The 21,246-nt window shown below is 72.6% G+C and carries 21 protein-coding genes; 5 read left to right on the forward strand and 16 right to left on the reverse strand.

Annotated elements, in window-relative coordinates:
- The 5 genes from NJ376_RS17545 to NJ376_RS17565 form a co-directional block, all read left to right on the forward strand.
- Positions 1 to 393 (forward strand): hypothetical protein (locus NJ376_RS17545; protein ID WP_456309506.1); only part of this gene is annotated, 393 nt, incomplete at its 5' end.
- Between the two features lie 2 nt (positions 394 to 395).
- A complete protein-coding gene (locus NJ376_RS17550; protein ID WP_252954580.1) occupies positions 396 to 1,097 on the forward strand; it encodes a chemotaxis protein CheW in 702 nt (233 codons plus the stop codon).
- Positions 1,094 to 3,763, forward strand: coding sequence for a hybrid sensor histidine kinase/response regulator (locus NJ376_RS17555; protein ID WP_252954581.1), 2,670 nt, complete (start codon positions 1,094 to 1,096; stop codon positions 3,761 to 3,763). The genes NJ376_RS17550 and NJ376_RS17555 overlap by 4 nt, the downstream gene beginning before the upstream one ends.
- A gap of 38 nt (positions 3,764 to 3,801) precedes the next feature.
- The gene (gene cheB / locus NJ376_RS17560) at positions 3,802 to 4,824 is read left to right on the forward strand and encodes a chemotaxis response regulator protein-glutamate methylesterase (RefSeq protein ID WP_252954582.1); all 1,023 of its coding nucleotides are present in this window, start codon (positions 3,802 to 3,804) and stop codon (positions 4,822 to 4,824) included.
- Positions 4,821 to 5,849, forward strand: coding sequence for a GGDEF domain-containing response regulator (locus tag NJ376_RS17565; RefSeq protein WP_252954583.1), 1,029 nt, complete (start codon positions 4,821 to 4,823; stop codon positions 5,847 to 5,849). The genes cheB and NJ376_RS17565 overlap by 4 nt, the downstream gene beginning before the upstream one ends.
- 84 nt (positions 5,850 to 5,933) lie before the next feature.
- Here NJ376_RS17565 and NJ376_RS17570 read toward each other — a convergent pair whose 3' ends face one another.
- The 16 genes from NJ376_RS17570 to NJ376_RS17650 all read right to left on the reverse strand — a co-directional run bounded on the left by NJ376_RS17570 (position 5,934) and on the right by NJ376_RS17650 (position 20,931).
- Positions 5,934 to 6,722: a segregation and condensation protein A gene (locus NJ376_RS17570; protein ID WP_252954584.1), complete on the reverse strand. Its 789-nt coding sequence runs from the start codon at positions 6,720 to 6,722 to the stop codon at positions 5,934 to 5,936.
- Positions 6,715 to 7,311 carry a hypothetical protein gene (locus NJ376_RS17575; protein ID WP_252954585.1) on the reverse strand — a complete coding sequence of 199 codons (597 nt, stop codon included), beginning with the start codon at positions 7,309 to 7,311 and terminating at the stop codon, positions 6,715 to 6,717. The genes NJ376_RS17570 and NJ376_RS17575 overlap by 8 nt, the downstream gene beginning before the upstream one ends.
- The gene (locus tag NJ376_RS17580; RefSeq protein WP_252954586.1) at positions 7,308 to 8,297 is read right to left on the reverse strand and encodes a site-specific integrase; all 990 of its coding nucleotides are present in this window, start codon (positions 8,295 to 8,297) and stop codon (positions 7,308 to 7,310) included. Before NJ376_RS17580 ends, NJ376_RS17575 begins: the two co-directional genes overlap by 4 nt.
- 408 nt (positions 8,298 to 8,705) lie before the next feature.
- Positions 8,706 to 9,041, reverse strand: coding sequence for a transposase (locus NJ376_RS29380; RefSeq protein WP_370288385.1), 336 nt, complete (start codon positions 9,039 to 9,041; stop codon positions 8,706 to 8,708).
- A gap of 187 nt (positions 9,042 to 9,228) precedes the next feature.
- Complete coding sequence (locus NJ376_RS17595) at positions 9,229 to 9,603, reverse strand: cytochrome C oxidase subunit IV family protein (RefSeq protein ID WP_252954587.1); 375 nt, start codon at positions 9,601 to 9,603, stop codon at positions 9,229 to 9,231.
- Positions 9,600 to 10,229 carry a cytochrome c oxidase subunit 3 gene (locus NJ376_RS17600; RefSeq protein ID WP_252954588.1) on the reverse strand — a complete coding sequence of 210 codons (630 nt, stop codon included), beginning with the start codon at positions 10,227 to 10,229 and terminating at the stop codon, positions 9,600 to 9,602. The genes NJ376_RS17595 and NJ376_RS17600 overlap by 4 nt, the downstream gene beginning before the upstream one ends.
- Complete coding sequence (locus tag NJ376_RS17605) at positions 10,226 to 11,920, reverse strand: cytochrome c oxidase subunit I (RefSeq protein ID WP_252954589.1); 1,695 nt, start codon at positions 11,918 to 11,920, stop codon at positions 10,226 to 10,228. Before NJ376_RS17605 ends, NJ376_RS17600 begins: the two co-directional genes overlap by 4 nt.
- A complete protein-coding gene (gene coxB / locus NJ376_RS17610; RefSeq protein WP_252954590.1) occupies positions 11,917 to 12,855 on the reverse strand; it encodes a cytochrome c oxidase subunit II in 939 nt (312 codons plus the stop codon). The genes NJ376_RS17605 and coxB overlap by 4 nt, the downstream gene beginning before the upstream one ends.
- Positions 12,852 to 13,595 (reverse strand): thioredoxin domain-containing protein, encoded by a 744-nt coding sequence (locus NJ376_RS17615; RefSeq protein WP_252954591.1) that lies wholly within the window; start codon positions 13,593 to 13,595, stop codon positions 12,852 to 12,854. The genes coxB and NJ376_RS17615 overlap by 4 nt, the downstream gene beginning before the upstream one ends.
- Complete coding sequence (locus NJ376_RS17620; protein ID WP_252954592.1) at positions 13,592 to 13,978, reverse strand: hypothetical protein; 387 nt, start codon at positions 13,976 to 13,978, stop codon at positions 13,592 to 13,594. Before NJ376_RS17620 ends, NJ376_RS17615 begins: the two co-directional genes overlap by 4 nt.
- Positions 13,968 to 15,050 carry a hypothetical protein gene (locus tag NJ376_RS17625; RefSeq protein ID WP_252954593.1) on the reverse strand — a complete coding sequence of 361 codons (1,083 nt, stop codon included), beginning with the start codon at positions 15,048 to 15,050 and terminating at the stop codon, positions 13,968 to 13,970. The genes NJ376_RS17620 and NJ376_RS17625 overlap by 11 nt, the downstream gene beginning before the upstream one ends.
- A complete protein-coding gene (locus NJ376_RS17630) occupies positions 15,047 to 15,562 on the reverse strand; it encodes a c-type cytochrome (RefSeq protein WP_252954594.1) in 516 nt (171 codons plus the stop codon). Before NJ376_RS17630 ends, NJ376_RS17625 begins: the two co-directional genes overlap by 4 nt.
- On the reverse strand, positions 15,562 to 16,083 hold the full coding sequence (locus NJ376_RS17635; RefSeq protein ID WP_252954595.1) for a DUF3341 domain-containing protein: 522 nt from the start codon (positions 16,081 to 16,083) through the stop codon (positions 15,562 to 15,564). Before NJ376_RS17635 ends, NJ376_RS17630 begins: the two co-directional genes overlap by 1 nt.
- Positions 16,080 to 17,432 (reverse strand): NrfD/PsrC family molybdoenzyme membrane anchor subunit, encoded by a 1,353-nt coding sequence (gene nrfD, locus NJ376_RS17640; RefSeq protein WP_252954596.1) that lies wholly within the window; start codon positions 17,430 to 17,432, stop codon positions 16,080 to 16,082. Before nrfD ends, NJ376_RS17635 begins: the two co-directional genes overlap by 4 nt.
- A complete protein-coding gene (locus tag NJ376_RS17645) occupies positions 17,429 to 20,254 on the reverse strand; it encodes a 4Fe-4S dicluster domain-containing protein (RefSeq protein WP_252954597.1) in 2,826 nt (941 codons plus the stop codon). Before NJ376_RS17645 ends, nrfD begins: the two co-directional genes overlap by 4 nt.
- Positions 20,233 to 20,931, reverse strand: coding sequence for a cytochrome c family protein (locus NJ376_RS17650; protein WP_252954598.1), 699 nt, complete (start codon positions 20,929 to 20,931; stop codon positions 20,233 to 20,235). Before NJ376_RS17650 ends, NJ376_RS17645 begins: the two co-directional genes overlap by 22 nt.
- Positions 20,932 to 21,246: the final 315 nt, after the last annotated feature.

A 21,246-nucleotide genomic window follows, 5' to 3' on the forward strand; every position in this document is an offset into this window, starting at 1 on the left:
GCCTGGCCGCCATCGCCGCCCGTGGCTGCGCCGCCCGTCGTCCCGCCGCCCCGGCCTGCCGTGCCGGCGCCGCCCGCCCCCGTCGCCCGGCTGGAGGCGGCGCAGCGCCTGGCCGATGCCGGCCACCTGGCCGAGGCGGTGCAGCAATGCGAGGCGCAGATCCGCGATAGCGGCCCCTCAGCCGATGCCTTCCACCTGCTCGGCCTGCTGCGCGACGCGGCGGGTAGCCGGCCGGAGGCGATCGCGAATTACCGCAAGGCGCTCTACCTCGACCCGCAGCACCACGAGGCGCTGGCCCATCTCGCCCTGCTGCTCGAGCAGCAGGGCGACGCGGCCGGGGCGCGGATGCTGCGTGACCGGCTGCAGCGCCTCAGCCGGCGCAGCGGCAGCTGACCATGGCCCCGGACTCCCCCCTCGATCCCTGCTGGCAGACCGTCGGCCTCGGCGGCGATGCCTCCTGCCCACAGCTTCCGGCGCATGGACATTGCCACAACTGCCCGAAGCATGCGGCGGCGGCCTCGGTGCTGCTGAACCGCCCGGCCCCGGCCGGCTATCTCGAGGAATGGACCGGCCATGTCGCCCGGCGCGGCGCCTTCTCCGGCCTCTCCGCCGAGGCCGGTGCCGGTGCGGAGGGCGCGGCGGCGCTGTCGGTGGTGATCTTCCGCCTCGGCACGGAATGGCTGGCCCTGCCGAGCCGCCTGCTGGAGGAGGTCACGGAAATGCGCCGGGTGCATTCCCTGCCGCGGCGGCGGAGCAATGTCGTGCTCGGCGTGGTCAACATTCATGGCGGGCTGCTGATCTGCGTCTCCCTCGCCATCCTGCTCGGCCTGGCGCCGGGGCCGCCGCCCACCGACCGGCGGGCGGAGCTGCAGCGGCGGATGCTGGTGATCGGCCGTGACTCCGGCCGCTTCGTCTTCCCGGCCGAGGAGGTGCACGGCATCCAGCGCGTCCCGGCCGACAGCCTGCGCCCGGCGCCGGCCACCGTGGCCCGCGCCGCCTCCAGCTACACCCGCCATGTGCTGCCCTGGCAGGGGCGCAGCGTCGGCCATCTGGATGCCGAGCTGCTGCTCGACGGGCTGAATCGCAGCATCGCATGAGCGGGCAGGAGACCGATTACAGCCAATTCTCGCTGCTCGACCTGTTCCGGCTCGAGGCCGAGACCCATACCCAGGCGCTGACCGCCGGGCTGCTGGCGCTGGAGCAGGAGGCGGCGGCCGCGCCGCAGCTCGAAGCCTGCATGCGGGCGGCGCATTCGCTGAAGGGCGCGGCCCGGCTCATCGGGCTGATGCCGGCCGTCGAGCTCGGCCATGCGATGGAGGATCTCTTCGTCGCGGCGCAGCGGGGCCGGCTGGTGCTGGGGCGCGGGCAGATCGACCTGCTGCTGCGCGGCGTGGACATGCTGGGGGCGATCGCCCGGGCGGCGGGCGCGCCGGGCATGCCGGACGACGCGATGCGGGCCGAGGTGGCGGCCCTGCGGGCGGCGATCCGGCAGGCCAGTGCCGGGGCGGGGGCGCCGCCGGCGCCCCTGGCCGAGGATGCCCCGCCGCCGGAGCCACCGCTGCTGCTGACCCGGGCCGGCCCGCCGCCGGGACCGCTCTCGCCCCTGGCCGGGTCCGCCCTCCCGTCGGCCTCGCCACTGCCCGCGGTCGGGCCCGCCCTGCCGCCGGAGCCGCTCTTGCCCCTGGCCGGAGCCGCCCTGCCGCCGGATCCGCTCTCGCCACTGCCCGCGGTCGGGCCCGCCCTGCCGCCGGAGCCGCTCTTGCCCCTGGCCGGAGCCGCCCTGCCGCCGGACCCGCCCTCGCCCCTGGCCGGGGCCGCCCTGCCGCCGGAACCGCTTTCGCCCCTGGCCGGGTCTGTCTTGTCGCCGGAACCGCCATCGCCCCTGGCCGGGTCCGCCCTCCCGTCGGCCTCGCCACTGCCCGCGGTCGGGCCTGCCCTGCCGCCGGAGCCGCCCTCGCCCCTGTCCAGACCCGCCGCCCCGCCCCGCCCCGCCACCCAGGAGGCCGGCGAGGCGGCCGAGCGGATCCTCCGCGTCACCGCCGACAGCCTCAGCCGCCTGCTCGGCCTTTCCGGCGAGACCCTGGTGGAGGCCCGCCGGCTGCGGCCCTTCAGCGACCGGCTGACCCGGCTGCGGCGGCTGCAATTCGATGCCCTCCGCGCCTTCGACATGGCGCGCGACGCGCTGCCGCCGGAGGCCGCCGGCGGCGAGGCGCAGGCCGCCCTGGCCGAGGCGCGCCGGCGCCTGATGGAATGCCAGGACTATTTGAGCGAGCGGCTGGTGGAGCTGGACGCCTTCGACCGCCGCGTGGTGCGGCTGGCCCACCGCCTCTACGACGAGACCCTGGCCAGCCGCATGCGTCCCTTCGAGGATGGCGTGCGCCGCTACGCCCGGACGGTCAGGGATCTCGGGCGGGAGCTCGGCAAGCAGGTCCGGCTGGAGATCCTGGGCGGCAACACCCCGGTCGACCGCGACATCCTCGAGCATCTCGATGCGCCGCTCGGCCACCTGCTGCGCAACGCCATCGACCACGGCATCGAGCCGCCGGCGGCGCGGCTGGCCGCCGGCAAGCCGGCGGAGGGCACCATCCGGCTGGAGGCCCGCCATCATGGCGGCATGCTGCGGATCATCATCGCCGATGACGGGCGGGGGATCGACCTGGAGCGGCTGCGCGCCACCGTGCTCGCCCGCGGCCTGGCCGGCGCGGAGACGGCGGGGCAGCTCAGCCCGGCCGAGCTGCTGGAATTCCTCTTCCTGCCCGGCTTCACCATGAGCGCCGCGGTCACCGAGATCTCCGGCCGCGGGGTGGGGCTGGATGCCGTGCAGGCGGCCGCCCGGCGGGTGCGGGGCGTGGTGCGGGCGGCGAGCGAGGCTGGGCGCGGCGCGCGCTTCCAGTTCGAACTGCCGCTCAGCCTCTCCGTCGTCCGCACCCTGGTGGTGGAGATCGGCGGCGAGCCCTACGCCCTGCCGCTCGCCAGCCTGGAGGGCACGCTGAAGCTGCCCCGGGCGGCGATCGAGACCCTGGAGGGCCAGCAGCATTTCAGCTTCGCCGGGCGGCAGATCGGCCTGGTCGGGGCGCAGCAGCTCCTCGGCGGCGGGGAGAGCGCGGTGGCGGGGGAGGAGATCCCCGTCGTCATCATCGGCGACCAGCGGAACAGCTACGGGCTGGCGGTGGAGCGGCTGCTGGCGCAGCGGGAGCTGGTGGTGCAGCCGCTCGACGTCCGGCTCGGCAAGGTCACCGGGGTCAGCGCCGCGGCGGTGATGGAGGATGGCTCGCCGGTGCTGATCCTCGACGTGGACGACCTGCTGCGCGCGGTGGAGAAGCTGACCGCCACCGGCCGGCTGGGACAGGTGACGGCGGCCGGCCCGGGCGGCGGCAGGCGGCGGCGGCGGGTGCTGGTGGTGGATGATTCGCTCACCATCCGCGAGCTGGAGCGCAAGCTGCTGGGCCAGCACGGCTACGAGGTGGAGGTGGCGGTGGACGGCATGGATGGCTGGAACGCCGTCCGCGCCGGGCATTTCGACCTGGTGGTGACGGATATCGACATGCCGCGGATGGACGGGATCGAGCTTGTCACGTTCATCCGCAAGGACCCGCATCTGCGCGGGATGCCGGTGATGATCGTGTCCTACAAGGACCGCGAGGAGGACCGCAGGCGCGGGCTGGAGGCCGGCGCGGACTACTATCTGACCAAGGGCAGCTTCCAGGACCAGGCGCTGGTCCAGGCCGTCATCGACCTGATCGGCGAGGCGGAGACGCCATGACCCCGGCAGGGGGCGCCGCAGGCAGCAAGGGCCGAGCGATGCGGATTGGAATCGTCAACGACATGCCGCCGATGGCCGAGCTGCTGCGCCGGATCGTCGCCTCGGCGCCGGAGCACCGGGTCGCCTGGCTTGCCGCCACCGGGGAGCAGGCGGTGCAGTTCTGCCGCAGCGACCCGCCGGACCTGGTGATGATGGACCTCATGATGCCGGGGATGGACGGGGTGGAGGCGACGCGGCGGATCATGGCCGAGACGCCCTGCGCCATCCTGCTCGTCACCGGGAGCGTGGACGCCAACGCCCCGCGCGTCTTCGAGGCGATGGGGCATGGCGCGCTGGATGCGGTGGACGCGCCGCCGCTGGAGGGCGGCGTCGGCGGCCAGGGGGCGGCGCAGCTGCTGCGCAAGGTCGCGGCCATTGCGCGCCTCATGGGCAACCGGCCCGCCGCGCCGCGGCCGGGCCGGCTGCGCGGCGCCAGCCCGACCCTGGTGGCGATCGGCGCCTCCGCGGGCGGGCCGGCGGCGCTGGCGGTGCTGCTGGGCGGCCTGCCGCAGGGTTTCCCCGCGGCGGTCGTGGTGGTGCAGCATGTCGATCGCCGCTTCGCCGAGGGCATGGCGGCCTGGCTGAACGGCCACTCCGCCATGCCGGTGCTGCCGGCGCGGGAGGGCGATACGCCGCGGCCCGGCACCGTGCTGCTGGCGGCGAGCGACCATCATCTGCGCCTCGCCTCGGACTCGCAGCTTGGCTACACGGCGGAGCCGCGCGACTACGTCTATCGCCCCTCCGTCGATGTCTTCTTCCGCAGCGTGGCCCGGCTGTGGAAGGGCGAGGCCGTCGGCGTGCTGCTCACCGGGATGGGGCGGGACGGCGCGCAGGGGCTGAAGGCGCTGCGCGCCCGGGGCTGGCACACCATCGCGCAGGACCGCGCGACCAGCGCCGTCTATGGCATGCCGAAGGCGGCCGCGGAGCTCGACGCGGCGGCGGAGATCCTGCCGCTGCCCAACATCGCCCCCCGCCTCCTCGCCCTCGTCACCCGTGGAGCCCAGGAAGGATTCCGCGCATGAAGAACGAATTCCTGGGCACCGTGCCGAACGCGCCGAGGCAGGACGACTATGCGATGATGGTCCTGCTGGTGGATGACCAGGTGATGGTCGGCGAGGCGGTGCGCCGCCTGCTGGCGGGCGAGCCCAACCTCGATTTCCACTTCTGCCCGGATCCGGCGAAGGCGGTGGAGGTGGCGAAGAGTGTCCGGCCCACCGTCATCCTGCAGGACCTCGTCATGCCGGGTGTCACCGGGCTGGACCTGGTGCGGGAGTACCGGGCCGATCCGGCGACGCGCGACATCCCGGTCATCATGCTGTCCATGCGGGAGGAGGCGGCGACCAAGAGCGATGCCTTCACCGCCGGGGCGAATGACTACCTGGTGAAGCTGCCCGACCGGCTCGAGCTCGTCGCGCGCCTCCGCTACCATTCCCGCGCCTATCTGAATCAGCTGCAGCGGGACGAGGCCTATGCCGCGCTGCGCCAGAGCCAGCAGGACCTGCTGAAGGCGAATCTGGAGCTGCAGCGGCTGACGCGGGTGGATGGCCTGACCGGCCTCAGCAACCGCCGCTACTTCGACGAGTACCTGGCCGCCGAATGGTTCCGCGCGGCGCGGCTCGGCAGCTCCATCGCCGTGCTGATGATCGATGTGGACGAGTTCAAGCGCTACAACGACAGCCACGGGCATCTGGCGGGGGACGAGGTGCTGAAGCTCGTGGCCCAGACCCTGCAGCGGCATTGCCGGCAATCCACCGACCTGGCGGCCCGCTTCGGCGGGGAGGAATTCGCCGTCGTGCTGACGGACGTGCCGCGGGAGCGGGTGGAGCAGCTTGCCTGGACGCTGTGCCATGGCATGGAGGAGCAGCGGATCCCGCATCGCGCGTCCCGGGTGAGCGAGCATGTCACCGTCAGCATCGGCGGCGCCCTGGCCTTCCCGGCCGCGGGCAGTTCGCCGCTGCTGCTCATCGATGCCGCGGACAAGGCGCTGTACGAGGCCAAGGCGGCGGGCAAGAACCGCGCCGTGGTGGCCATGGGGGGCGGGCGGTAGGGCGGTTTCGCGCCGCGCGGCCCGGCAGGCGCGGCAGTCGCCATCCCGGCCCTGCATGCGATGCCTGGCCCGGAACGCCCCGGATCAGGCGGCGGTCATGCCGCGGGGCGCGGCGCCGGGCGGCGGGGCGAGGCGGATCTCCCCGAAAGGCGCCTGCTGGTGGAGGCCGAGGGCGCCTTCGCGGGCGAGTTCCAGGCTGGCGAGCAGGGTGCTGGCCAGGGCGGCGCGGCGCTGCAGCTGCGTGGCGGTGAGGTCCGGCGCCGGCGGCAGCAGCGCCGCCAGCCCCAGCCCCTCCGGCGGCAGCGCCGGCAGCCGCGCCGCCAGATGCGCCAGGGCCTGGGGCACGCGCCAGAGGGGCGGCAGGGCCGGGCGGTAGACAAGCTCGCGGGCGGGGAGTTCGAGCAGCTTCAGGCAGGCGCGCAGCAGCTCCGTCACATCCGCGGCCGGAGGGGCGGCGGCGTCGGGCGCGGGGGTGCCGCGGGCAAAGACCTCCTGGCCGAGCTGCGGCCGCTGCTCCAGCCAGGCGGCGAGGCGGCGGATATGCTCGCGCTCGGCGAGGCGGCGGCGCAGGGCGGCGGCTTCCTCCGTTGCCGCGCGGTGCTCGGCCGTCCCGGGCGGCAGCAGCAGGCGGGTGCGCAGCGCCAGCAGGGTCGCCGCCATGACCAGCCAGTCGCCGAGCGTGGCGAGCGGCAGGCGGCGGGCGGCGATGGCGGCGTTCAGGCTGGCGAGGAAGGCCTCCGCCAGGGCCAGCATGGAAAGCCGGGCGAGGTCCATCTGCTGTGCCTTGGCCAGCTCCAGCAGCAGGTCGAGCGGGCCCTCATAGGCGCCGAGCCGGAGCAGCGGCGCCGCTTCCGGGGGGACGGGCTCAGGCATCGTCGTAGAGCGGCCGCACCGCGAAGGCGAGCGCCGGCCATTGGGCGCGCAGCCGCGCGATGGCGCGCCAGGGGGTCCAGTCGGCGGACCAAAAGCCGACCCAGAACAGGGCGGGGTCGGGGCGGTGCGGCTGGCCGCGGCGGGGCACCGGCAGGGGGACGACGCCGCGCAGCTCGGCAGTGGTGCCCCAGTGCGTCCAGAGCCAGTCCCGCGCCTCCGGATGCGCCGGGCCGAGGCGGAGGAGGCGCGCGGGCACCGGCAGCAGCCGATGCAGGTCGAAGGGGCAGGCGCGGCTGGCCGCGGCGCGCTCGGCAGCCAGGCGGGCGCGGGCCTCGACGGCGTCGCGGAGCTGGGTGGCGAGGATGCGGGCGCCCTCCAGGCTGAGGCTGCGCCGCTGCGGCGGGGGCGGGGCGGCGAGCAGGTGGAACCACGCTTCCGCCGCTTCGCCCTGATCCTCCGCCCAGGGGATGATGCCGGCGCCGCTGGCGGCCTGGCGGAAGGCGGCGACGGCCTCCGGCGCGCCGGTGACGCGGAGGTGGTGGTAGAGCCAGTCCGGATGCGGCAGGGCCAGGATGTCGGCGGCGCTCACAGGTCCAGCAGCTTGGTGGCGCTCTCCGTCACCAGCTTGGCGCGGCGGACATAGCCGCGCATGGTCTTCAGGTCGCGGTGGCGGGTGTGGTCCATCACCTGCTCGTCGCGGGCGCCGGCCATGTAGGCTTCCGTGACGAAGCCGGCCCGCAGCCCGTGCGGGGAAAGGCGCTCGCCGCTCGGCACCGTGATGCCGGCGACGGCGGCGCGGCGGCGGAGGATGTCGCGCACCGCATCGCCGCCGAGGGCGCGGTGCTCGATGTTCCCCCAGCGATCGACCTTGCGGAAGACCGGGCCGAAGCGGCAGGCGGAGGCCTCGAGCCAGGCTTCCAGGGCGCGGATCGGGCAGGTCTCGGCCCGCCTGCCGCGGGTGATGCCGAGCTCGACCCCCTGGCCCTCCTGGTCGGTCTTGGACTGCGGCAGCAGCAGGCGGAGGCCGCTCTCGGTGAAGCGCAGATGCTCGCGCGCGATGCCCACCAGCTCCGAGCGGCGGAGCGCCCCGGCGAAGCCGAGCAGCAGCAGGGCGCGGTCGCGGAGGCCGGTGAGGTCATGGCCGCAGGCGGCGACGAGGCGCCGGAGCTCGGCCGAGGTGAGGGCGGCGGCCTGGCGGGGGCGGCGGCGATGGGTGCGATGGATGCCGCGCAGGGTGCTGCGGATGGCGGGATGGCCGGCGGACCAGGGCAGCTCGCGCAGCCGATGGGCCTGGCCGATGGCGGCGAGGCGGCGTTCCAGCGCGGCACGGCTGTAGAGCGGGGCGAGGGCGGCGAGATAGGCGGCCACCGCCGCGGGCTCGGCGGGGAGCGGGGCGCAGCCGGCCTGCTGGCACCAGGCGGTGAAATGCGCCCAGTCGGCGGCATAGGCGCGGCGGGTTTCGGGGGCCAGGGCGTCGCCGGCATAGGCGCGGGCGGCGGCGAGGGCCTCGGCCGCGGCGGGCAGGATGGGGGACGGCTGGGTGGGCGTGACGGCGCCTGTCCGGTCTGCGGCCAAATCCCCGCTCCCCTGTGGTGGCCCCAGGCGGAGTCTGGCGGCTGACAGGGATTGGGGCAAGGCTTGGATCACCCGCGGTAAGCAGGACTTACCGCGGCTGATCCAAGCCTTCGTCCTATAAGAGGGTTCAGATCATTCGCCGGCTTAGAGCAGATCGCTGTAGGGCGGCATCGCCCGAAGGCGTGAATCTGCTCTGCAAACAAAGGCGTAGAGCGTTTTCGGTGAACGCATGTAAACCGAAAACGCTCTAGCGTGCTCGGTATAGCGGCACAGGGCTAAACCGCGACCTAGAGCGGTTTCCGTTCGCGCTGGCTCACGGAGCCCGCTCTAGGTTGTTGCTATAGCGAGCAAATACCTCCGATCAGATGATTCCATCTGATCGGAGTTTGCTCTAGGCTCCGGACTCAATCAGCACCATCCGGTGATGATGGCGGCGATGGCGGGGGCGAAGGTGCTGGCGAGCTTGTCGTAGCGGGTGTGGATGCGGCGCCAGTCCTTCAGCCGGCCGATGGCGCGTTCGATGACGTTGCGCGCCCTGTAGCTCGGCAGGCTGAGGAGGCACAGCAGCGCCTCCAGATGCGCATCCCGCTCGCCGCGCTGCCCATTCCGCAGATCGAATTCCGGGTCGGTGGCGCCGGCAGCCTCTGCCATCGCGGCCAGCGCCACCTCTGGCGGGGGAGCGTGCCCGAGATGGGTGTGCAGCACGGTTCCAGTGAGGTTGAGGACCCACTGCGGGCCATGCATATGCCGGTCCAGCCAGGAGCGGCGCCGCGCGGCGTTTCGGTGTCGTCGCCGGCGCTCGACGCGGCGGCCGCCCGCAGCGCGGCCTTCGCCAGGCCGCGCCCGAATGCCTCGGCCAGCGCCGGGCCGCCGGCCAAGTCCAGCGTGCGGCCGATGGGCGGTGGCCGCGGCGCTGCGCCCGCGGCTGTCATCAGAAGGCCCGCTGCCCAGTGACCGGCATGTCCGGGAGGCTGCGCGGCGTCACTGTGCCGGGCTGCGTCAGCGTTGCGCGGCTCAGCAGATCGGTAAAGGTCAGGGTCAACATGAAGGCGACGAAGACGAGGGCGACAAAGGCGGCGAGGCGAAGGAGGGGGTCCGGCCGACGGAGCTGCATGAAGAACGCCATCACCAGCCCCGCCTTGGCCGCCGCAATGCCGAGCGAGACGACGAGGTTCAACCGTCCCATCGGCACATAGGCGAGCAGGAGCGTCAGCGCGAGCAGCACGGCCAGGCCGGCCCAGACCGGGATCACCTGCCACCAGATGGCGCCCGCGGTCCGCGGCGCATTCTCCTCGAGACCGGTCATGCCCGCCCCGCCAGGTAGAGCAGCGGGTAGAGGACAATCCAGACGATGTCGACGAAATGCCAGTACAGGCCGGCAGCCTCGAAGGCCGGGCTCGCCAGCGGGCGGCGGCGGCGCCAGGCCTGGACCAGCAGCGTGGCGACAACACCGAGGCCGATGACCATGTGCAGCGCGTGCACGCCGGTCAGCAGCCAGTAGAAGGCGAAGAAGATCTGTGCCTTCGGCTCCGCCAGCGCGAAGCCATTGCCTGGAACGAGGTGCTTCTGGATGTCCTCGCGGTACTCGAGGCCCTTGACGGCGAGGAAGGCCAAGCCAAGGGCAATGGTGAGGCCGAGGCAGCGCAGGGTCATCCGCCGCAGCCCGGCACGTGCCGCTTCCGCTGCCGCGGCCATGGCCAGGCTGCTGGTCAGCAGGATGGCGGTGTTGAGCGTACCGTAGAAGATGCTGGTCTCCCGCGCGGCGGCGGTGAAGGCCTCCGCCCAGAGCGCGCGATAGACGGCGTAGGCGGTCAGCGCGCCGGCGAAGAACATGACCTCGCTGCCGAGGAACACCCAAAGGCCGAACTCTGCCGCCTCACGCTGCCGGCGCAGGCTGCGATAGGGCTTGCGCAGCGCGGCGGCGCCGCTCATGGCGCACGCTCCGTCGGTCCACCTTGCGGCTCATGAGGCTCGCGCTCGAGCGAGGGCGGGCCGGCATGCTCGGGGTGGTAATTGTACGGTCCCTGCAGGACGACCGGCGGCGCGAAGAAATTCTCCTTCGGCGGCGGGGAGGAGGTCTGCCATTCGAGGCCGGTGGCGCCCCAGGGATTCGCCGTGGCGCGCCTGCCCCGGAACAGCGACCAGCCGAAATATCCCATGGGCAACAGGTAGGCGACGGCGAGGAGGACCGCACCGGCCGAGGCGAGGACGTGCCAGATCTGGTACTCCGGCGCATAGATATGGTAGCGCCGCGGCATGCCGAGGAAGCCCATGATGAACATGGGGAAGAAGGTGAAACCGAAGCCGAAGAACATCAGGATGGCGGCGAAGCGCGCCCAGCTTTCCGGGTGCATCCGGCCGGTGATCTTCGGCCACCAGAAGGTCAGCCCGCCATAGAGCGCGGAGACCGCCCCGCCCACCATGATGTAGTGGAAATGCGCGACGACGAAGTAGGTGTCGGTCACGTGCACATCCACCGGGACGGAGGCGAGGAACAGCCCGGTCAGCCCCCCGATGGTGAAGAGCCCGATGAAGCCGAGGGCGTAGATCATGGCCGCGTCGAAGACGATCTGACCGCGATAGAGCGTCGAGGTCCAGTTGAAGACCTTGATGGCCGAGGGCACGGCGACGACGAAGGAGAGGAAGGAGAAGACGAGATTGGCCAGCATGGATTGGCCGGAGACGAACATGTGGTGGCCCCAGACCAGGAAGCCGACCAGTGCGATCCAGAGGATCGCATAGACCATGAAATTATAGCCGAAGACCCGCCGCCGCGCGAAGCAGGTGACCAGCTCCGAGATCACGCCGAAGGAGGGCAGGATCATGATGTACACGGCCGGGTGGCTGTAGAACCAGAAGAGGTGCTGGAAGAGGATGGGGTCGCCGCCGCGCAGCGGGTCGAAGATGGGAATGCCGAAGGCGCGCTCGGCGAAGATCAGCAGCAGCACCATGGCCAGCACGGGCGTCGCCAGCACCATGACGATGCTGGTGGCGTAGATCGCCCAGACGAAGAGCGGCAGGCGGAGCCAGGTCAGCCCCGGCGCGCGCAGCAGGTGCACGGTGGCGATGAAATTCACCGAGGTGGCGATGGTCGAGAAGCCGGCGACGAACACCGCGGCCGCCGCGGCGAGTACCTGGCCGTTGGCGAAGGCGGTGGAGAGCGGGGTGTAGAAGGTCCAGCCGGTGTCCACCCCGCCCGCCAGCAGCGTGTAGATGGCCAGGATGCCGGCGATGACGAAGATGTACCAACTCAGCAGGTTGAGGCGGGGAAAGGCGAGGTCCTTCGCGCCGATCATCAGCGGCAGCAGGAAGTTGCCGAGGATGTTGGGGATGGAGGGGATGAGGAAGAACCACACCATCACCACGCCATGGAAGGTGAAGGCGCGGTTATAGGCATCGTCCGAGAGCAGGTCGCCTTGCGGCGTGACGAGCTCGATCCGCATCATCACCGCGGCGGCGCCGCCGAGGAAGAAGAAGACCGTGATCGTCGCCATGTAGAGCAGGGCGACGCGCTTGTGGTCCGTGGTCAGCAGCCAGGAGGCGAGGCTGGTGCCGGCGGTCAGGTAATTCTCCTCCGCCGGCGGCGTGTCGGGGATGGCGCGTTCCGCCGTGACATCGCTCATCGCGCTGCCTCCCCGCGCAGGGATTGGAGATAGGCCACCAGGCGCTGCAGATCGGCCTCGTCCACCAGCCCGGCGAAGGAGGGCATGATGGGCGCATAGCCCGCCACCACGTCGCGCTGCGGCTGCAGGATCGAATCGCGCAGATAGGCCTGATCGGCCCGCACCGTGCGGCCATCCGCGAGATGCACCATGCGGCCATAGACGCCCTGCAGCACCGGCGCATGCACCGCGGAGGCCGGGGCATGGCAGCCGGCGCAGCCGAGCGCGGTGAAGAGCGCCTCGCCCTCGCCGGGCAGGTCCTGCTCCTGCGGCTGGGCGGCCGCCCAGCTTGCATAGTCCTCCGGCTCCATCACCGTCACCATGCCGCCCATCCGGGAATGCTGGGTGCCGCAGAATTCGGCGCAGAACAGGCGGTACTCGCCGGTCCGGGTCGGGCGGAACCACATCTCCGTAAAGCGGCCGGGCAGCACGTCCTGCTTCACCCGGAAGGCGGGCACGTAGAAGCTGTGGATCACGTCCTGCGAGGTCATCACCAGCCGCACCGCCTCTCCGCGCGGCACATGCAGTGCATCGATCTCCCGCGCCCCGTTCGGATGCCGGGCCTTCCACATCCATTGCTTGGCAACGACATGGATCTCCAGCGCCTCGGGCGGCGCCATGCTGGCGCGTAGCTCCAGGGTGCCGGCCCACCAGAAGAGGAAGAGCGCGAGGAAGAGCGTTGCCGCGGTCCAGCCGAGTTCGACGTCACGGCGCAGGAATTCGGGCAGGTCGCCGCGCTTCGCCTGGGTTCCGCGGCGGTAGCGGATGCAGAACAGCAGCAGCAGGCCGGCGACCAGCAGCAGGATCAGCCCGGTGACGACGAGCAGCCCCGTGAAGAGCCCATCGATGTGCGCCGCCTGTTCGGATGCCGTCGCCGGCCAGAGGGCGAGGCTCATACCCGCCGCTCCCGCCGCCGCAGCAGCATCAGGCTGCCGCCGAGCGCCGCGACCGTGGCCGCCGCGGCTGCCGCCAGAACGCCGAGCAGCGCGGCGCTGCGGCCGGAGCCGCTGCCCTGGCAGACCAGCCGGATGCTGGCGAAGAGGCCGGGCGCTTCCGGCCGCGCCGCCTCCCGCAGCGCGTCCCGCAGCTCCTCCGGCGCCGCGCCGAGCGCGGGCAGGACCGCCGCCAGCCTGCCATCGGGGCGCAGGGCGAAGAGGGCGAGCGGGTGGAGGAAGCCTTCCCCCTGCCGTGCCGCCGAGTAGCCCAGCGCCGCTTGCGCCGAGGCCAAGGCCGGGGCCGTGCCGACCAGGAAGCGGGCGGCCCCGGCCAGCGCGGTGCCCTCTCCCAGCCAGGCGCGCTGCATGGCCGCGGCCTTGGCCGGGCCATCGGCGGGATCCAGGCCGAGGACAAGCAGCCGGTAGTCCCGGCCGGGCCGGAGGCCGGTCCCCGGCAGCGTTGCCGCCGCAAGGCCGAGCGCGGTGCCGCAGAGCGTGACGCAATCGTAATCGGCGAAGGCGAAGATCGCGGGCTGGCCATCCAGCGCTTCGCCAAGGCGGAGTGGCTGGCCCGTCGCGTCGCGCAGCGCCAGGTCCAGTGGCAGCGCCGCTTGGGGCGGCGGCGCAACGCCCGGCGCTGCCGCCCATGCCGACAGGGCGGGAAAGGCAGCCGCGAGGGCGAGCAGGAAGCGGCGTGTCATCGGCGCGGATCCGGCACGCGCGGCGGGTCGAGGGGCGCATAGGCCTCGGCGCCGCGGGCCGCGACCAGATCCATCGCCCGCGCGATGGGGATGCGCACCAGCCCCCGTTCGCGGTCGGCCCAGCCATAGCCCGCCAGCCGGGCGCGCCCGGCGGCCTGGTAGTCGCGCAGCTCGCCGGCCGGGTCGCTCTGCAACCGGGGGGGCACGAAGCTGCCGGGCGTGTGACCGCTCGGCCCGTGGAGGCCAGAGAGCCGCTCGAACAGCCAGCACAGCGTGACGGCGGCGAAGAGCAGCCCCAGCGTACCGAGGGCGACGAGGAGGATGGCGCGGGGGTTCAGATCCTCCCCCTGCCGGCGCTCCGCCAGCGCCGTGTCACGTGCCATGGCGCATCTCCTGCGTCAGCCGGGCGGCGATGGGCCCGCCGGCAAGGCCGAGCCAGATGCCGCCCACCGCCACGGTGCCGAGCAGGCCGGAGAGCACTGCAAGCGGCCCGAAACCGGGACCCACCAGCCAGAGCAGGCGCAGCAGCACTCCAACGAGCACGCCGGCACCGACCCAGGCGAGGGCACGCGGGCTGCGTCGCGTCACGGCCGGCAGCAGGGCCAGGACCGGCAGGATGGCCGCGAGGCCGAGGGAGGCGACTTCCATCGGCAACCATGGCAGCGCCATGCGCTCAAGGTACCATTCGGTCTTGTGCGGCAGATTGCCGTACCAGACGACGAGGTACTGGACGAAACCGAGATAGGCCGCGCCGAGCGCCGCGGCCATGAGCATCTGCGCCAGGTCGCCTGCCTTTCCCCGGGTGCCGGCCGGCTCCGTCTCCAGCAACGCGCACCAGGCCAGCGCCGCGAGCAATTGCAGCACGCCGAGCCACATGCCGAAGGCCGTGGAGTGGAATGCCGGCTCCAGCGAGAGCACCCAGTCTAGCCCGAGGGCGGAAAGCGCGACCGCATGGAAGACGAGTGCCGCCGCGCCCAGGCCGGGCCGCCTGGCCCCGCTGCCGACCAGCAGCAGCCCGAGCAGGCTCCACCCCGCCAGGGCCACCGCGCCGCGGGTGAGGAAGCCGGGCAGGTTGAGGTACCAGCGCGCCACATCCGGGTGACGGGCGGCGCCGGGATCCCCGACCCAGGGCCAGACGGCGTCGGCCTGCAGCAGCAGCGGCAGGGCGAACAGGGCGAAGACCGGCAAGGTCACCACCGCCGCCGCCAGCACCGGGAAGAAGGCGGCGAGCCAGCGCCCGCCGGTCAGCGCATGCACCGCCAGCAGCGCATAGGCGCCGAGCGCAATGCCAAGCCAGAACAGCAGCCCCGCCAGCAGCCCGCCGAGCGCGACGCGCGGCGCCGCCAGCCCCCAGAGGACCAGCAGCCCCGCCGCCGCGATCCCGCCAAGGCATAGCCAGGCGGCATGGGCCCGCAGCCAGGCGGCCGCGCCGGGCAGGGCAGGGGGGCTGCTCATGGCAGCTTCTCGCGGGCTTCCGGCACCGCCGCCAGCTCCGCGCCCTGGGAGAGCTGCAGCGCCCGGATATAGGCGATGATGGCCCAGCGATCCGCCGGCTCCACCCGCGCCGCATAGCCATACATCACGCCATAGCCATGGGTGATGACCTCGAGGAAATGGCTGGCCGGCGCGGCGCGCAGACGGGGCGTGTGGTAGCTCGGCGGCCGCGGGAAGCCGCGGCGCGGGATCATGCCATCGCCATCCCCGACCAGCCCGTGGCAGGGCGCGCAGTAGATGCCGTAGCGCTCCTGCCCGCGCTGCAGCAGCGCCGGCGTCACCGGGGGCGGTTCGGCCAGCGCCCGGTCATGCTCCAGCGCCCCGCGGGCGACGACGCCCACGGGCAGCGGCCGGGCCGATGTGCCATCCGGCCAGAACGGCGCGGCGGCATGGGTGCCAAGCTTCCGCTGCTGCGCCATCTCCTGCTTGCAGGCAGTGAGGACCAGCGGCAGGAGCAGCAGGGCGGCGCGCATCAGCCCACCTCCCGGATCGAGAGCGGCGCCAGCCCGTCCAGCGCCGCGGCGAGCCGCGCCGCATCCACCGCCGGATCGGCGACGGCGAGGAAGAAGCGGTCCTGGCTGGCCCGCGCGAAGCCATGCGCGGCGAAGGCCGGGTGATGCAGCCGCGGCAGGCCGGTGGAGACCAGGAAGGCGAGGATGCCAGTGAGGGTCGCGCCGAGGATCACCGCTTCGAAGGCCGGGATGAGGAAGACCGGCCAACTGTGCAATGGCCGCCCGCCGGAATTGACCGGGTAGTCCAGCACGGCGCTGTACCATTGCAATGCGTAGACGAAGGCGCCGCTCAGTGCGCCGCCGAGGAGCATGGCCGGGCGGATGCGGGTGCCGCCGAGGCCGAGCGCGTCCGCCAGCCCCTCGATGGCGAAGGGGACATGGGCGTCGAGCCCGCGCCAGCCCGCCTCCCGCGCCCGCCGCGCCGCGTCGAGCAGCGTCTCGGGGTCGGCGAACTCCGCGAGCAGCACCCGGCCCCCGCTCATGCCCGCGCCTCCTTCTCCCCATGCAACTGCTTGTTGAGGTCGTGCATGGCGACGGCGGGGAGCAGGCGCGCGAAGCAGAGGAACAGGCAGCCGAAGACGCCGATGGAGCAGCCGAGCGTCGCCCAGTCCCAGAAGGTCGGGTGGAACAGGTGCCGCATGGCCGGCAGGTGGGTGTGGGAGAGGGTGTTCCAGATGATCAGGATCCGCTCCAGCCACATGCCGATATTGACGACGATGCTGACGGTGAAGGCGACAACGAGGTTCCGCCGCAACCGGCCCGACCAGAGAAGCTGGGGCACCAGCACGTTGCAGACCAGCATGGCGAAGTAGAGCGGCGCGTAGTCGCCCGTGAACAGGAAGCGCAGATGGCCGCGCTCGATCCAGGCGCCGCCATACCAGGCGTTGAACCACTCCGTCAGATAGGACAGGCCCATGGCGACGGAGCCGGCGAGGACGATCTTCCCCATGGCATCGAAATGCCGTGCGGTGATGATCTCCTGCAGCCCGAGGCCCCAGCGCAGCAGCACGGCCAGGGTCAATACCATGGCGAAGCCGGAGAACATGGCGCCGACGACGAAATAGGGCGGGAAGATCGTCTCCTGCCAGCCCGGCATCAGGCTGGCGGCGAAATCCATCCCGACGACGCTGTGGACCGAGACGACCAGCGGCACGGCGAGCGCGGCCATGGCGCGGTAGAGGACGTCATGCCGGTGCCAGTGCCGGGCGGAGCCGCGCCAGCCAAGGGCGAAGATGCCGTAGAGCCGCCGTGCCAGCCGGCTGTGCGCCCGGTCGCGCATGGTGGCGAGGTCCGGGATCAGCCCCCAGTACCAGAACAGGATGGAGAAGATGATGTAGGTGGAGATGGCCGCGAAATCCCAGACCAGGGCGCTGCGCCATTGCGGCCAGAGCTCCATGGTGTTCGGGTAGGGCAGCAGCCAGTAGAAGCGGTAGGGCCGCCCCAGATGCATGATGGGGAAGAGGCCGGCGATGGTCGCGGCGAACAGCGTCATCGCCTCGGCGAAGCGGTTGATGGAGGCGCGCCAGCCCTGCCGGGTGAGCAGCAGCAGCGCCGAGATGAGCGTGCCGGCATGGCCGATGCCGAGCCACCAGACGAAATTGGCGATGGCGAAGCCCCAGACGACAGGGGTGTTGACCCCCCAGATCCCCACCCCCTGGATGAACAGCCAGGCAAGGCAGGCGGCGAAGCCGAGGGTGAGCAGCAGCGTGACGCCGAAGGCGATCCACCAGAGACGCCCGGGGCGGCGTTCCAGAACCGGGTCGGCCACCAGGCCGACCATCTCGGCATAGCTTGCCTGCGGCGGGAGCGAAGGGGGCGCCGCCGCGCTCATGCGCCGCCGCCTTCCAGCGCCGGATTCGGGTTGCGGACGCGCTGCAGATAGGTGGTGCGCGGCCGTGTCCCGAGCTCACCGAGCAGGGCGTAGTGGTGCGGCTCGCGCCGCAGGCGCGCGGGGTCCGATTCCGGTCGACTGAGGTCGCCGAAGCGGATGGCCCGGGTCGGGCAGGCGGCCTGGCAGGCGGTCACCACCTCCTCTGGCCCGATCGGGCGGTCCTCCTTCTCCGCCTGCCGGCGCGCGGCGCTGATGCGCTGCACGCAGTAGGTGCATTTCTCCATCACGCCGCGGGCGCGGACCGTCACCTCCGGATTGTGCTGCGCGGCGACCACCGGTGCGCCGCGGTTCCCGTATTCCTGCCCATCGGCGTAGCCGTAGAAGTTGAAGCGCCGCACCTTGTAGGGGCAGTTGCTCTGGCAGAAGCGCGTGCCGATGCAGCGGTTGTACACCTGGACGTTCAGCCCCTCATGGTCGTGGACCGAGGCGGCGACGGGGCAGACCGGCTCGCAGGGCGCCTGCTCGCAATGCATGCAGGGCACCGGCTGGAAGCCGGGCCGCAGCGTACCGCCCGCCTCCTGCACATAGGTGTCGATGCGCAGCCAGTGCATGTCGCGGCCGCGCGCCACTTCCTCCGGGCCGATGACCGGGATGTTGTTCTCCGCCTGGCAGGCGATGACGCAGGCGTTGCAGCCGATGCACAGCGTGGTGTCGATCACCATCGCCCAGGCCTGCGCGTCGTAGCGGAAATCGGGGTAGAGGCTCGGCTGATCGATCCTGTGCTGCGGCGAAGGCTCGTGGTCGCGCAGCGCCGCGTCCAGCGTCACCAGCGGCAGGAGGTCCCGCGCCTCACCCTCCAGCTGCTGCTCCTGCTGCGCCAGGATGGGCGGTTCGTGGCGGCCGGTGGGTGCCAGGCGCAGCCCCGGCAGCACCCACAGCGCGTCCGAGCGGCGCAGGCGATAGGCATCCGCGCCGAGCCCGGTGCCCAGTGCCCCGGCGCGTGACCGCCCGTGGCCGAGGGTGAGGGCGACCACCCCCGGCGCGACGCCGGGATCGAGGAGGGTGGTCACCTCCAGGCTGCGCCCATCGATCTCCAGCCGCACCACCTGGCCGGCCGTCAGGCCGTGCCGCGCCGCTTCCTCCGGCGCCAGGCGGGCGGCATGGCCCCAGACCTGCCGGGTCAGCGGCTGCGGGCATTCCTGCAGCCAGGCATTGTTGGCGAAGCTGCCATCCCAGGTCGAGGCATCCGGCCGCAGCAGCAGCACCATGCCCTCCTGCCGCGGGGCGGGCGGCAGCTCCGGCAGGCGCGGCACGGGCAGGGCAAGGCGTGGCGCGGCGCTCTCCGGCACCAGCCCGTCATGCACGGCGCGGCGCCACCAGGCTTCGAATTCCTCCGGCGTCCGGTCGCCGCGCCAGGTGGCACGCACCGCCTCATGGGCCGAAAGGTCGAGCTGCCCGAGCAGCAGCCCGAGCAGCGCCGGTGCCGACCGCGTGCCGTAGAGCGGCCGGATCAGCGGCTGCACGATGGCGGCGCTGCCGTCCCGCGCCCGGAGATCGCCCCATTCCTCCAGCGCGTGCGGCGCCGGCAGGGCCCAACGACAGGCCGCCGCGGTCTCGTCCAGGTGCAGGCCATGGCAGGCGGCGAAGGGCACCTGGCGCAGCGCCTCGGCGAAGCCGAGATCGGCCGGCGCGTCATAGGCCGGATTGGCGCCGAGGATCAGCAGCGTCTCCACCTGGCCGGCGCGCATCGCCGCCACCAGCTCGCGCAGCGGCGCCGCCGCGCCCTGCACCGGCGCCACCGCCTCCACCGGCGCCGCCAGGCGGGCGTTCAGCCAATGCGCCAGGGCGTGCAGCTCCGGTGCCAGCGCCTCGCCGGCCAGCACCAGCGCGGCGCCCGCATGGGCGGCGAGGTCCGCGGCGACGGCGCGCAGGATGCGCCGGCGGTCCTCCGGCAGCTCCGGCCGCGGCAGCGGGGCGCCCAGCTCCGCCGCCAGCCAGGCGGCGAGGTCGCGGAACTCCTCCGGCCGGGCCAGCAGGTGGTGATCCGCATTGGCGCCGGTGAGGCTGATCGCGGGCTCCAGCGCATAAAGCCGGCCGAAGCGGGCCGCCCCCGCCCGGGCCTGGCGCTGCGCCGCGAAGCCGCGGCCGTGGCGGATCTGGTCCGGGCCGGGCCCGAGCGGATCGGCGTCGAGGCACAGCACCACTTCGGCTCGGTCGAGGACGGGCAGCAGATCCAGCGGCCGGCCGAAGGCGAGCTCGGCGCCTCGCCGGGCATTCTCCTCATCGATCGGCGCATGGGTGTGCCAGCCCATGCGCGGGAAGCGCTCCCGCAGCGCGCCGATCAGGCGCAGCAGCGTCGGGGAGGTGAGGGGGCCGGTCAGCAGGCGCAGCCCTTCCCCCCCGCGTGCGGGGTCGAGCCGCGGCAGCAGCTCGGCCAGGAACACCTCCCAGCTTGCGGGGCGGCCGTCGCGCCGCGGGCTGCGCAGGCGGTCCGGGTCATAGAGCTGCATCAGCTCGGCCTCGGCGAAGGCATCGGTCGCGCCAAGGCTCGCCGGGTGCAGCGCATTGCCCTCGATCTTCACCGGCCGTCCCTCGAAGGCGGTGCAGACCACGCCGCGGCCATAGCCGTTCAGCGGCAGGGCGGTGGCGTAGCGCTGCGGCACGCCGGGGATGAGGCCCTCGGGCTGGTTCACATAGGGGAGGATCTCCTCCTCCGGCTCCGAGCAGGCGACGAGCGAGCCGGACATCGCGGCGGCGAGCAATCCGAGGGCCGCCTGCCGGCGGCTGAGCGCCGCGCCGCTCATCGATGGCAGACCGAGCAATCGGCGAGATGCTCCGTCCGGATGCCGTAGTGGCGGACCAGCTCGGCACCGCGTGCCTCCTGGCCCGGCGGCGGCGCCCAGTGGCCCGCGAAGATCTCGCTTTCCGGCCGCAGATGCGGCGCGGGGTTGCGATGGCAGTCCAGGCACCAGCCCATGGTCAGCGGCGCCGCCTGGCGCATGAGCGGCATGGTGTCCACCGGCCCGTGGCAGCTGGTGCAGCCGACGCCGTTCCGCACATGCACGCTGTGGTCGAAATACGCGTAGTCGGGCAGCTCGTTCACCCGGCGCCAGCGGATCGGCCTGCCTTCGGCCAGGCTGCGCCGCACCGGCTCCAGCATCGCCGCATTGGTCCAGAGCTGGGAGTGGCAGGTCATGCAGGTATGGGTCGGCGGCAGGCCGGCGAAGCGCGAGGTCTCGACCGAGCTGTGGCAGTAGCGGCATTCGATGCCGAGGCCGCCGACATGGTGCTCGTGGCTGAAGGGCACCGGCTGGTCGGGGGTGATGCTCTGGCCGGTGATGTAGGGTGTGTATTGCAGCGTCATCAGCAGGCCCAGCAGGCCGAGCGGCAGGACGACCAGCGAGACCAGGGCGATGCGCGCCGCCAGCGTCGCCCAGGGCGGGAAGAGTTGTGCGGCGACCGCGTCCTTGGGTGCAGAGGCGTCGAGGTCATCGCGCACCGCTCATCCGCTCCACTCCCGCAGGCCTGCGGAGCAGCGAACGCCTGTGCCAGCTGCGGGTTTGCTCATCGCGGCCGGCAATTGACGGGATCACATTGTGGCTTGGGTTCGCTGCAGCCGAACATCGCCCTACCGCGGATGACGATTTATGCCGAGGGCGAGGTCAGAGGTCTTTCTGAAGGCCCAAGCGGCTCGGGCCAATGCGCGGGGCGTGCACGAAGCCCATTGAGCTGTCGCTTTCCAAGGCGTTGTTCTTTCGGGTACGGGTCTGGGAGGCTGGTTGGTGGCACCCTACCGACCCCATGGCCCGGAGCC

Source organism: Siccirubricoccus soli (genome assembly GCF_024178315.1).
Taxonomy (GTDB): domain Bacteria; phylum Pseudomonadota; class Alphaproteobacteria; order Acetobacterales; family Acetobacteraceae; genus Siccirubricoccus; species Siccirubricoccus soli.

What these genes read in the sequence shown, in the direction of transcription:
- NJ376_RS17625 (WP_252954593.1), bottom strand. Translation starts at nt 15,050, where the DNA reads ATGAGCAGCCCCCCTGCCCTGCCCGGCGCGGCCGCCTGGCTGCGGGCC.
- nrfD (WP_252954596.1), bottom strand. Translation starts at nt 17,432, where the DNA reads ATGAGCGCGGCGGCGCCCCCTTCGCTCCCGCCGCAGGCAAGCTATGCC.
- NJ376_RS17550 (WP_252954580.1), top strand. Translation starts at nt 396, where the DNA reads ATGGCCCCGGACTCCCCCCTCGATCCCTGCTGGCAGACCGTCGGCCTC.
- NJ376_RS17565 (WP_252954583.1), top strand. Translation starts at nt 4,821, where the DNA reads ATGAAGAACGAATTCCTGGGCACCGTGCCGAACGCGCCGAGGCAGGAC.
- NJ376_RS17635 (WP_252954595.1), bottom strand. Translation starts at nt 16,083, where the DNA reads ATGAGCGGGGGCCGGGTGCTGCTCGCGGAGTTCGCCGACCCCGAGACG.
- NJ376_RS17570 (WP_252954584.1), bottom strand. Translation starts at nt 6,722, where the DNA reads ATGCCTGAGCCCGTCCCCCCGGAAGCGGCGCCGCTGCTCCGGCTCGGC.
- NJ376_RS17595 (WP_252954587.1), bottom strand. Translation starts at nt 9,603, where the DNA reads ATGACCGGTCTCGAGGAGAATGCGCCGCGGACCGCGGGCGCCATCTGG.
- NJ376_RS17620 (WP_252954592.1), bottom strand. Translation starts at nt 13,978, where the DNA reads ATGGCACGTGACACGGCGCTGGCGGAGCGCCGGCAGGGGGAGGATCTG.
- NJ376_RS17605 (WP_252954589.1), bottom strand. Translation starts at nt 11,920, where the DNA reads ATGAGCGATGTCACGGCGGAACGCGCCATCCCCGACACGCCGCCGGCG.
- NJ376_RS17555 (WP_252954581.1), top strand. Translation starts at nt 1,094, where the DNA reads ATGAGCGGGCAGGAGACCGATTACAGCCAATTCTCGCTGCTCGACCTG.
- cheB (WP_252954582.1), top strand. Translation starts at nt 3,802, where the DNA reads ATGCGGATTGGAATCGTCAACGACATGCCGCCGATGGCCGAGCTGCTG.
- coxB (WP_252954590.1), bottom strand. Translation starts at nt 12,855, where the DNA reads ATGAGCCTCGCCCTCTGGCCGGCGACGGCATCCGAACAGGCGGCGCAC.
- NJ376_RS29380 (WP_370288385.1), bottom strand. Translation starts at nt 9,041, where the DNA reads ATGCATGGCCCGCAGTGGGTCCTCAACCTCACTGGAACCGTGCTGCAC.
- NJ376_RS17630 (WP_252954594.1), bottom strand. Translation starts at nt 15,562, where the DNA reads ATGCGCGCCGCCCTGCTGCTCCTGCCGCTGGTCCTCACTGCCTGCAAG.
- NJ376_RS17615 (WP_252954591.1), bottom strand. Translation starts at nt 13,595, where the DNA reads ATGACACGCCGCTTCCTGCTCGCCCTCGCGGCTGCCTTTCCCGCCCTG.
- NJ376_RS17600 (WP_252954588.1), bottom strand. Translation starts at nt 10,229, where the DNA reads ATGAGCGGCGCCGCCGCGCTGCGCAAGCCCTATCGCAGCCTGCGCCGG.